Raw genomic sequence first — 11812 nt, 5'->3', positions numbered from 1 at the left:
GTAAAGCTTTACATAACCTGGGGAGGCGTAACTATTTGTTTGCCGGCTCATATGAGGCTGCACAGCGCATTGCCATGTTCTATTCTTTTTTCGGCACATTTACCAGGAACAAAGTAGAGCCGTACACCTGGCTGAAAACAGTGCTTGCAACCATTAATGACTACCCAATCAATCGCATCGAAGCACTGCTCCCCACAAACAAGAAACTTTTTGGCCCAACGCAAAGCTAAGGGGAACATAAATACTAATCAACTGGGGGTTGGCAGTATGCTTACGCTTCAACTAATTTTCAAGGATATCCTAGTTGTTTGTTCAAAAGTGGGTTTATCAATTCTTATGTGCACCAATATTAATTGGTACGATGTTTTAAGCCTACACTAATATAGGGAGGCTTGACGCGGGGTTAAAAGCATTTGGTTCAATGCTCTTAAGGAGGTTAATATGTATTCCGATCAATAAGATCAACAATCTGTTGCCTAGCAATGTATCTTTTGAAAAGCCAAAATACTGGCGTAGCTTACCAGATGTATACATTGCATAAGGAGATTTAGATTGTCCAGACTACCTGGAATTTCAATAAATTTGTTCTTTTCCCACTAAGTTAACATTCATGTCCTTTTTTTAATCTTTTATGCATCTACAGGAATATTTTTCCCATCCCAGACCATTCCCACCGTACCATACAATCTCACTATCAGAATAAATAGCAACAGAACTTCTTTCTGCAGTCCAGAAAGTAGCCCTTTCGTGTAAATAGTCATGTCTGACTTCAAACTTGGTGTATATGTGCCCTGCAGGTAAGGCAGAAAAATTTGCAGAATTCGTAGCACCGGTGTTTGGGCTATTCCAATGAGCTGTTCCAGCCTCTTTTAAAATCCCACCAGCAACTTCCTCACCTCCAACAAAATCAACCAGTTCTGACCAATCTTCAATAGTTGGGACATGCCAACCATCCGGACACAACCCCGGCGTGACTTTTTCTATATGGTAATAAGAACCATAAATTTGGCCCATTGAATCGGGGTAAACAAGGCCATAAGCTAGATTTTCAGACAACCAGGTTTGATTCCCAATTTTCACCCATTCATATTGCTTGGAATCACGTGGATCAAGGATATATCCTGTGTCTGAAAAATATTCACTAGCTGTTGTGACAATTATTTGTTGTCCATATACAATTGACACTCCATTATCAGCAAATGCTCTTATGTAGTATTTTGTATTTAAATCAAGTCCACTAATCTTACCCTCCACTTTACCATCTGGAGAATTTGAATTAATGCCTTTAATTTTTAAAACATTATCTTCAACGGTTGGTGACCCTTCTTTATTCCAACACAATCCTTTGGTTTTATAAAAAGGAATGCCTCCTGATTTTACCTGAATTCCTGAAATGACTAATGTTGTGCCTGCAAGGGATATCGGCATAGTCTCTATCACTGGATCTGAAACCATAATCTCAATATCGACTGAAACCGATTCGTTTAACCCTGAATTGTCTGTGGCTGTCACTGTAATTTTATGTGACCCCACCGATGCTTCTCTTGATGACCAGCTATAAGTAAACGGTTCAACTTCGGTCTCATGCACGACAATATCATCTATTTTAAACGATATTAAATTGATCAATCCGTCAGGATCATTTGCGGTTACAATAATTTCTATGTCATCTTCCCTATAAAACGAAGTGCTATTTTTTGGCGTAACTATCTTTACAACTGGCTTGATACCATCAATCTTTTCTTCACAACTGGTAATAATGATGATTGTGAATATAAATACAACTACAATTTTAATTGTTTTTTTCATAGATTATAAACATTTATATGATCATGCTCTAACAGTTTTTATCCAAGTTGTATTAGTAACTAATTTCTAATAATTCTCTCTTATATTTTACCCTTTGAGCTGCCTTTAATTTTCATGGTTTCACTCAAAGTTAATACTATTTTAACGAAGTTTGTCCTAAAAAATTAGGTTTTGTAACCTGTGTTACGTCTCTAGTATAAAGTTTCACAATTATCATATCAATAATTAAGCGATGCTAATTTCGTTCATTTTCCATTTCCATGTGAAAACGGTGGGCATTTGATTTACTTCATCGATGTATTGCAATATCCTATTTTGCAATTCTTGTTTTGATTGGACTCGAATGCCTCTTAAGAAGCTCCGGGTCATTTTGCTGAAGAATACTTCAATGAGATTAAGCCATGAAGCATGTACGGGGGTAAAAGTGAATTGGAAGCGATTAGGTACGGTTTTCAAATAGGCTTTGGTTTCTTTGGAAATATGGGATGAGTGATTATCAAGGATGATTTTGATTGTAAACGATTTGGGATAAAGTTCATCAAGGCCTTGGAGGTATTCCACGAATTCTTTACTTCTATGCCTGTCTTTTACCTGCGTCTTTTCTGAAAAGTTCGGGTCTTTCTTCTCCAAGTAGTAAGACTGCTTGTGGGGTTTAATATCACTTTTAGCCAAGATCTTCGAAACAGTACCTTTCTGTAGCTTGACTAATGAGGGGTGACCCGCTTGTTCACAATTCTCTCGTACATACCGGGCCAATTCCTTAAAGGTCCACACTTCCGAAGCTAATCCTAGTTCCTTTGGCTTGGTACAGGCGATAGACAAAAACCATGCTTTAGCTTCCCGGGTGATCTTTGGCGTTGCCCCTTTCCTAGGCAGGTCGTCTAGGGCCGTCAACGCCCCATAACCCACGGCCCTGTCAACCGTCCTTTCAATCTTTGGCCGATTAGTACCCAGGCGTTTAGCGATAGAATTTATGCTTTCCCCTGCCGAATAGGCCAGGATCATACGAGCCCTTTCCACCCTCGCTTTGGATGCTGTCCTGGATTTACTGATCGATTCTAACTCCTCTTTGTCTTTTCCTGTTAATACGATCTTGGCCCGTTTACTCTTGAATGGCATAAGTTTAATCTTTTCGTTATCGGGACCAAGTTACAAAATATTATTGAAATATTAATTTGGAAACTTTATACTAGTAAGGTTTCTAATGTTTTTTGGATATTAGACCTGAAGTTTCCTCACTGGTAGTAAACTTTCCAATTTAAAAAGTTTGCAATTGGGTAATTTGACAAAAATTTCTTGTAACAATTTGAAGGTTTCTACCTGGCTAATTTTACATGTGCCAGGCGGTGAATACATTATAGCAGCATATTGAGCTGCCTATGGCAATTTATTAAAAGAAAAGGGAAGAGATGAAGTAGTCACCCGGTACAATTGGGATGCTACGAGAAGCCGCTTAACCTCTGTAGTTTACGATGAAGGGACCGGTGGAAAGAATTTCACGACATCCTATACTTACAAGAATCTGGTAGGGGTTGAAACGATCACAGACCCGAATGGTCTGGAGACAAATTTTGAGTATGACAGCTATAACCGCCTGAAATTGGTTCGAGACCATGAAAATAAAATAGTCGCCAGCTATGAATACAATTACACCGGTGAGAATGGTTCCAACTATAATTATGTAAAATCTGAAAACATGTTGGTCGGAGCGACGTCGTTGGGGAGTATATCATCCAGCGACAAAAATGTCACCATCAACTATTTCGATGGCCTGGGCCGCCCGGTGCAGCAGGCTTATTTAAGGGCTTCACCGCCTGGCTATAACAACAGGAATATTATACGGTTTTTTGAATATGACAACCAGGGGCTTCAAAAAAGGAACTACCTCCCCTACATGGCCAACAGCAGCGCTACAGCCGTTAACAGCGTTTTCAGGCCTAATGCCGCCACGGAGCAAGCTAACTTTTACAACAGCGCCCAAAACAGTGTGGTACGGGACCTGCGGCCATTTGTTGAAAATGAATTTGAAAACACACCATTAAACAGGGTGCTCAATTCCTTTGGCCCGGGCAAGCTGTGGAAAGACAACAACAGAAAAATGGCTGCCCGGCTAAAGGTGGCGGCAGGAAATACAGTCAGAAAATGGGGTGTTGTGAATGACATACCGGTTTCTATCAGCCGATATCCGGCAAATACCCTTACCTTTGTAGAAAATACAGACGAAGAAAACAGAAAAGTGCGCGAATATTCAGACGTGAGGGGTCTCATGGTATTGAGAGAGGTACAGGAGAGTGCCACTAACTGGCAGAAAACCTATTATGTATATGATGGCTATGGGAATCTGCGCTTCATTATTCCTCCCGAAGCATCGGCCAGCCTTAGCACAACCAACCAAAACGGTCAGGATCCGATAGCCTATGTCGACAGCCCTGTGACCTTGCCCCCTAAAAACTTCAACAATTACGTCTATAACAGCCCGGGAAGCATTACCCTTGCCCCCGGATTTCAGCACAATGCGGCTACAGATGGCAATTTCTCAATAAAGATCGGTATACCTGCATATGCCCTGGAAAACTACATCTACCAGTTCCGCTATGATGAGGAACAAAGGCTGATCAGGCAAAAAGACCCCGGGGCGGATTGGGTTTTTTACGTGTACGACAAATGGGACCGGCTGGTGATGAGCCAAGATGGTCTGCAGCGCTCAAAACCAACCCGGGAGTGGACTTTTGTCAAATATGACCGCCTTAACAGGGCCGTTATGACGGGCATTTTTAAGAGTAATGCCAGCCATAACGCCATGATCAACAATGTCAACGCCAGTAACAACCGGTATGAAAGCACCCACAGCAATGCTATCGGCTACAGTCTTTCGGCCACCTATCCGAAAGCTATCCAAGTCAATGATTTATTGACCGTGAATCATTTTGATAACTATAGTTTCAAAATCAACGCCGCCTGGGATGATGAAAATCCCGAAACGGCCTACAACTTTAATAACCCGCCAGGATACAATAACGTGCTGCAAACCACTGTAAAGGGCTTGTCAACAGGTGCCAAAGTCAAGGTCCTGGGCACTTCCGATTGGCTCAACAGTGTTGTTTATTATGACTACGATTACCAGGCGGTCCAGGTTTACAGTAAAAACCACAAAGGCGGGATAGATAAAATCACCAATCATTTCACGTTCAGCGGCAGAATGTTGAAATCCACCTACAGGCATCGCACTGCTACAGAAGATATTGACCTGTTGAAAGAATATGAATATGATCACGCCGGTCGGGTTACCCGGAGTTACCTGACTGTTGAAAACAATCCGAGGGTATTACTGGCTTCTTTGAAGTACAACGAAATTGGCCAGTTAATGGAGAAAAACCTCCACAGCAATAACAACGGCGCCAGCTTTTTGCAGTCCGTTGATTTGCAGTACAACATCAGGGGCTGGCTGACACACATCAACAACAGTGCCCTGAGCAATGATGGCACCGACAATATAGCCCAGGCCGACTTGTTTGGCATGGAGCTAATTTATAACCAGGCCTCCATTAACATCAACGGAACATTAAACCAACGGCAATTCAATGGCAATATCTCTGCCGTCAAATGGCAAACGAATAACCTCGCCGACGATCCGGTAGAAAAGGTTTACGGCTATACATACGATTACCTCGATCAATTAAAAACCGCCAGGTATGCAACCAGGACGGGAAGTACGTGGACCGGCAACGGAGGCCACTATGATGTCAACAACCTGAACTATGACAAAAACGGGAATATCAGATCCCTGAACCGGTATGCCGCGATAGGGGGCAGCAGAACAAAAATCGATGGGCTTACCTATGCCTATGGTAAGACAAATCAGCTAAAAAGTGTGGAAGATAACGGCCGCTCTGAAGGCTTTAAAAACGGCATTGCCGTCGCCACTGAATATAACTACGATAAAAATGGGAATATGGAATATGACCTGAATAAAGGAGTAGTAGGTGTCACATATAATTATCTGAACCTTCCCGAAGAGGTCGAACTGGATGGTAATAAAACAGTGCAATATACCTATGATGCGGCGGGCAATAAGCTTAATAAAACAGTGCTGGAGGGCAATACAGTGGTCAGTGAAATCGATTATGTAGGGGTGGCCCAGTATGAAGACAATAACCTTTCCTTTTTATGGACTGATGAAGGCCGGATCATTAAAAATGGCAGTGATTATGAGTATGAATATTATTTGACCGACCATCAGGGCAATACCCGTTTGACTTTCGGATATATGAAAGAGGTAGACGTGTATGAGGCCACCATGGAAACCGAAAACAATACCAGGGAAAGCGCCGACTTCATAAATTTAGCCACCCGGGCCACTGATGACGCCTATAACATTACCCCTGACTATGAGGTCAATGGAGTCGCCGATGAAGCTGCCAGACTTAATGGCAGTACCGGCAGCGCCATTGGGCCGGGCAAAGTATTTACCATAAGCGCGGGTGACAAAGTTGACTTAAGCGTATTTGCCAAATATGCTCAGGCTACCGGTAACAGCAGCGCTGTCATCAACAACCTTGTGTCGGCGGTAACCAGTGGTTTTGGCATCGTCAACGGCGGAGAAACCCAGCCTTTGTTCCAGGCCTTTGACGCTAATTTGCCCATGCTTTCTTCCGGAATTACCGGCAGCGGCGCCCAGGTGCCCAAGGCCTACATCAATTACCTGATTTTCGATAGCAATAATGTATTTCAACAATTTGGCTACCAGCAAATCACCACCGCTGCCAACAATGCTTTCGAGCAATTGGCCCTGGCCGAAATCAACGTACCGGTCAACGGCACCATGTATGTCTACGTAGCCAACGAAAGCAGCGAAAACGTGGATGTCTGGTTTGACGACCTCACCATCATCCACAAGAAAAACACCTGGGGCCTGCAGGTGACCAACTCTGCAGATTACTATCCTTTTGGCGGGCAGATCAGGGCCTTGTCCTATCAAAAGCCCGGCGGTATCAATAATGCCTATGGTTATCAGGGATTATATGCAGAATTAGATGAAAACACTGGCCTGCATGGTTTTGAGCTGAGGCAATATGACGCATTTTTGGGGCGTTGGACAGGGCTAGACCCGAAAGGGCACTTAATGCCTTACAACTCTCCATACGTTGGTATGATGAATAACCCGGTTATGTATGTTGACCCAGACGGACAACTACCGTTTTCAGCTACCTTGGCGATTGGAGCAGCTGTATTTGGTACGACCAATTTAGCAGTTCAGGCAGCAAACGGAGAAGTCAACAACATCTGGGATGGATTAGAAGCTTTTGGTAGTGGCGCAGTAGCAGGTGCAGCCATTACAGGTGGAGTAATAGAAGGTCTTGAAGTTCCTGTTTTAAGGACAGTAATCCAAGGTGCTGGAATTTTTTATGGTGGGACCTTGGCTGTGAGTATTCTAAGTGGACTTGGAGATGGCATTTTACATGGTGACTGGGATAGACTGCAAAATACTGGAAAACTTTTTGCGGGTAATTTTTATTTAGATGGTAACCGAAACTTTTTTGGCCAGACACTTCAAGGGATAGGTCGGTTTAGCTGGGAGTTACCTCAGTCAACTCTTGGGCATGGCTATTCACAGCTAAGAAATGCTTTTGGAGGAATCGATCGGGTAGATTATTTTGGTGGAGCCACCTTTTCGACCGGTGAGAATCAAGGAACCAGGAATGGTGTGAGTATTGGTAATTTTATCAATCTTAACATTCGAGATGAGATTACAGGAAGCTTTGAGGATAGGGTAATCAGCGATCCCTTGTTTATGCATGAATATGGACATACCTTTGATAGTCAGATATTTGGGCCGTTTTACCTTCCTGTTGTTGGAATCCCCAGTCTTTTTAGCGCGGCTACCTCCGAACCTCTCGCTGGTGGAATTACAACCCACAGCGTAAGATGGTACGAACGAAGTGCTAACAAACATGCAGCGCGGTACTTCGAAAAGCATTATGGGGTTGATTGGAGTACTCACGAACCGCCCATGGGAAGATATCCAAGAAGAAGACCTTAAAAATTGAACGAAATGAGAAATCTAATATGTTTAATGACCTTAGTATGGTTACTCTTATTGATATTATCCAGTGGTTGTAAGGACACGCTTCCAAAATCTTCAATCACCTTAATGAATAGCTCTGATATGGATATAAGCTATTATTTTGCATTCGGAGGAGAAGGTGGGATATTATACCCTGATACAACACTATCAACACTATCAGCAACCTTAACGCCACCTTTTCCGGAAGCTCGAAAAGGCCAATCTGGCTATTATGATTGCCATTGTACTGAAGAAGAAATTTTTGAGTTTATTCCATCTGACACCTTATCTCTATACATATTTCATCCGGATACTTTGGCTAAATATGAGTGGCAGAAAATCATAGAGGATTATAAGATTCTGAAGCGTTACGACTTAAGTTTAGGAGATTTACAACGCTTAGGTTTCGAGGTGATATATCCACCAAACGCAAATATGGATGGGATACAAATGTATCCACCGGAATAAAAGGATCAAAGCCTCACTTCGGTGGGGCTTTTTATTTAGCTAAATGCGCTTGTCTATTCTTGGCATACCGAACCAGCCCATCAATTGCATACATATTGCAAGTTTTATGTTCATCCGGAAGCTGTTGGATAGAGGCCAAACAAAAACGCTAAAAACACCGCCATTAAATCCGAAACCATCAACCATTTCAAAGATTATTCAGATCAAGAGGGCATCAACTGCAGTTTCTCAGGCATTTGTATTTGGTACAGCGTTTACTGGATTTAAAAAGTAGCAAATTGGGAGAAAATGAAATAATGAGTCAATGGAAAATTTATAAATCGCTTTTGAAAAGTCCTTTAACCGAAGTGGAGCCATTTAAATTTCCAAAAGGGGTGAGGCTTCTTGGTAAATTTTAGTGGATTGGGTTTTACAGCTTGGAGCGCTTATGATGTGGAACCACAGTTTAGAACTGGAAAGGTATTACCAATATACCTTTCTATCAGGAGTGAAAAAAATACCTGGTTGTCATGGGGAAGGGGAGTTCTTGGTTATTAATTAATCATGTTTTAAAAGGTTTTGATAAAAAACGAATAGTTATATTTTTAATGAAGATTTTAATGAAATATGGTATCATTATTTGTTTATATTTTTTCAAGATCTTATTATTTGTGTATTGATATTTTTAATGAAAGAGAATTTCCACAATACTTTGCATCGGGAATTCTTGCCTTGGTCATAGTAGGAAGTATTACCGTTTTAGCGGATGCAATTGGGTATATAACAGATCCCTCGATGATTAGTTCCTATTCAAAGTATTACAAGTATTTTTCTTTGGTCTCTTTGTTGTTTCCCTGGTGGTTTTTTAACCGGAACAAGAGGTATTTGAGGCTCATTAAGCAGTTTAACGAGATGAATATTACTAAAAAAAGAATTTTGACGGTTGTTAGTATATTATATTTAACGGTATTATTTATTTCCTTTTTTAAAATGGGGAATTTAATACGTGAGTATAATTTAAAAATACTACCATAGGTTGTAGGGGGTTCATTAATCAGATGGAAACGATTTATTTTTTTCAGTTGATAAAGAAGAATACACTTCTTTATTCAATTCTATCAAATGGGAATTTGAACAATTTGGATAACCAAGAGGTCAGCATTTGGTCTGAAAATGCGATTGAAATATCAAACCTAGGTTTAGGAGAGGACGTTTTCGAAGCTGTAATGGTGGTAGTCTACGATGATTTCATGGCAATAGACTTTAAGACATCAGATGCGAAATTTTTCAATAACGCCACGTCTTACTTTAACAGGGATGTTCAGGTGAGGCTGAAAAGACCTTATTTATTAAATGATGAAACAATTGAAGAAAGATTTAAAGACTTGGGTTCTTTTGAAAGCAGTGAGTTCAATGGCCCTGTTTCAATTACACTGAGGCATTTCAATGCTTTCAATTACACCCTGAGTTTTCGTTTTTATTCGAAAAAGATCGACCAACAGCAATTATCAAAAAAGTTGTATTACCTGGGAGGAAAGGAAGTGAAGGAAGAGGTATTGTTGCTGTTCAAACCTGATGAAATTTTATTAAAACCGACCTTTACTCCTTACAGCTATTCACCCGTTATTGAGTTTTTGGTGAAAGACATTGATCATCCGGTATTGAAATATTTTGAAAATGAGGGCAGTCTTTTCTACAGAAACAGGCTCTATGACTATGGCAAGCTACCAAGGATTAAGCCCAATGAAATTAGAGAACTAACATTTGTCGATGATTGGGACAATGATACTGCCTTGATTCCAGTGTTGGTAGTAAACACATTTGAACCGGGTGGTTATCACAGGGAGGAAATCAGTGTATCATATGATGTCGAATTTCCTGAAGTTAAATTTATTAAGATCGGAGACCAGGTACTTAAGGTTGAGCAGCTAGCATCAAAAGGGATTAATCTTGAGGAAGATTATGAACTTGTAAAAGCTGTTTTTGGAAAACAGGCGGTAGATGAGTTTGGAGATCTTCCCTACGCTCAGGGAATTGGTATTTATGAACTGAAGTGATGAAGTAGTGCCCCGGGATTTCGGGGCTTTTTAATTTTTGGTTGATGAGCGATCAAATTATCAACAGTCACAAAGGCCTCCACATCGCGGCAAATTTATTTTTGAACAAAAGGATGTTTGCTCAAAGGGCTTTTGGCCAATGGGTGGTAATCTTCCTGTAAGCCGACTGGATTTGCACGCCTGATGTTGAACAATATTAATTGCCTGTCTGACCATATCCACGCCATGGAAGTCACAAAAATGTGACCGGTTAAATAGATAAAATCAAAAGCTTCTAAGTAGCCGGAATTTTTCATAAATAAGCTTGCTTAGTTTTGGAAAGGAACGCTTTTAAGCACGCGCAAGCTACCAAAAATTATGACCCTTTTATTCGCTTTTCAGGGCTTTAAGCTTTTTTTCAAGTTTTTCAATTCGTTCCTCTTGGGCCAGATTACGCTTGTTCTGTTCGATCAGATAAAGTGTCAGCTCCTCTATCTTCTGAAGTAGTTTGGCGTTCATTTCTCCGAGTTTGATTCCGTTTTCGGTGACCTCGGCTTCAGATGGGATTTCCGGAAGGTGTTTGTTCCGGGCTATGTACCGCTCTACTTCCTCCAGTGTGGGAAGTTCGTAGCTTTTCTCAAATACAAAGTCTGCCCAGCCATTGAGATCAACTTTAACTTCTTGGGTATGTATGTTGCCGTTGACAGAAACATCTCCATCAAAAACTCCGGCTTTTTTTGCATTGCCCTGCTTTGCATATAAGGCTGTCCATCCATTCACATTTGGTATATGAGTTATATGTGATAAAGCCGAGAATTCGGTGTCTGTTAACCAGCCCCCACCCGAATAGGTTACTTTGAAATTTCGCCCATTGGTTGTGCCTATATAACCGACAACCTCTAATGAACTACTGGGGTTTTCAATGCCCAGCCCGACTTTTCCATTAAAAAAACTTACGTCTCCATTAAAAACAGCAGCTTTTCTCGCATTACCGCTGGTTGCATAAAGGGCTGTCCAGGCGTTCCCGTTAAGAACTCCCGGAAGATGGGCTAATGCCTGAAACTCCGTATTTAACAAATTACCACCACCTTCGAAAAACACGCTGAATTGCTTTCCATTTACAATTCCGTTGGAACCATTTATCTCGACCCGTCCTGCGGTTGATGAGACTCCTAACGACTCACCATTCGGAATCAGAAGTGTTTGTCCCTTCACATTTGAACATACCAAAATGATAGGGACTAGTAGCCATGTGATTTTCATTTTCTTAAGGTTTAATTTAGAACTTGGTTAAAAATTTAATATAAATCAAAAATGCCTGCTTCACAACTTTATCGAGATGTTGCCTGTTTCGTTGTGTTTGATTCCCGTAATTTCACCTCCCTGGATAAAGATTTTTGAAAGTGGTAATTCTGTTTTGCAAGGTCAACTATTTGTATATAATCAAAGTATTTTT

At 41.1% G+C, this 11812-nt stretch carries 8 protein-coding genes; 4 read left to right on the top strand and 4 right to left on the bottom strand.

Annotated elements, in window-relative coordinates; translation table 11 throughout:
- Nucleotides 1–74 precede the first annotated feature (74 nt).
- Nucleotides 75–230, top strand: coding sequence for a transposase domain-containing protein (locus tag AC04NP_RS14820; RefSeq protein WP_482860579.1), 156 nt, complete (start codon nucleotides 75–77; stop codon nucleotides 228–230).
- 391 nt (nucleotides 231–621) lie between these two features.
- Here the strand turns inward: AC04NP_RS14820 and AC04NP_RS14815 are convergent, their stop codons facing one another.
- Both AC04NP_RS14815 and AC04NP_RS14810 read right to left on the bottom strand, forming a co-directional pair.
- Nucleotides 622–1809, bottom strand: a complete 1188-nt coding sequence (locus AC04NP_RS14815; RefSeq protein WP_482860560.1) for an FISUMP domain-containing protein — start codon at nucleotides 1807–1809, stop codon at nucleotides 622–624.
- Nucleotides 1810–2034: 225 nt separating this feature from the next.
- Nucleotides 2035–2928 carry a transposase gene (locus tag AC04NP_RS14810; protein ID WP_482860559.1) on the bottom strand — a complete coding sequence of 298 codons (894 nt, stop codon included), beginning with the start codon at nucleotides 2926–2928 and terminating at the stop codon, nucleotides 2035–2037.
- Nucleotides 2929–3409: 481 nt separating this feature from the next.
- On the opposite strand from AC04NP_RS14810, the gene AC04NP_RS14805 reads away from it, so the two are divergent.
- The 3 genes from AC04NP_RS14805 (at nucleotide 3410) to AC04NP_RS14795 (ending at nucleotide 10377) form a co-directional block, all read left to right on the top strand.
- Nucleotides 3410–7849 carry a DUF6443 domain-containing protein gene (locus tag AC04NP_RS14805; protein ID WP_482860558.1) on the top strand — a complete coding sequence of 1480 codons (4440 nt, stop codon included), beginning with the start codon at nucleotides 3410–3412 and terminating at the stop codon, nucleotides 7847–7849.
- A 12-nt stretch (nucleotides 7850–7861) separates the two neighbouring features.
- Complete coding sequence (locus tag AC04NP_RS14800) at nucleotides 7862–8341, top strand: hypothetical protein (RefSeq protein WP_482860557.1); 480 nt, start codon at nucleotides 7862–7864, stop codon at nucleotides 8339–8341.
- Between the two features lie 1118 nt (nucleotides 8342–9459).
- A complete protein-coding gene (locus AC04NP_RS14795; protein ID WP_482860556.1) occupies nucleotides 9460–10377 on the top strand; it encodes a hypothetical protein in 918 nt (305 codons plus the stop codon).
- Between the two features lie 95 nt (nucleotides 10378–10472).
- Here the strand turns inward: AC04NP_RS14795 and AC04NP_RS14790 are convergent, their stop codons facing one another.
- Together AC04NP_RS14790 and AC04NP_RS14785 are read right to left on the bottom strand one after the other, a co-directional pair.
- Nucleotides 10473–10673, bottom strand: coding sequence for a hypothetical protein (locus AC04NP_RS14790; protein WP_482860555.1), 201 nt, complete (start codon nucleotides 10671–10673; stop codon nucleotides 10473–10475).
- Nucleotides 10674–10743: 70 nt separating this feature from the next.
- Nucleotides 10744–11619, bottom strand: coding sequence for a hypothetical protein (locus tag AC04NP_RS14785; protein ID WP_482860554.1), 876 nt, complete (start codon nucleotides 11617–11619; stop codon nucleotides 10744–10746).
- Between the last annotated feature and the right edge of the window lie 193 nt (nucleotides 11620–11812).

This window comes from Agaribacillus sp. DX54 (genome assembly GCF_056858335.1).
Note: the sequence above shows the minus strand (reverse complement) of the source record. Positions and strands in the feature narration are given on the sequence as shown.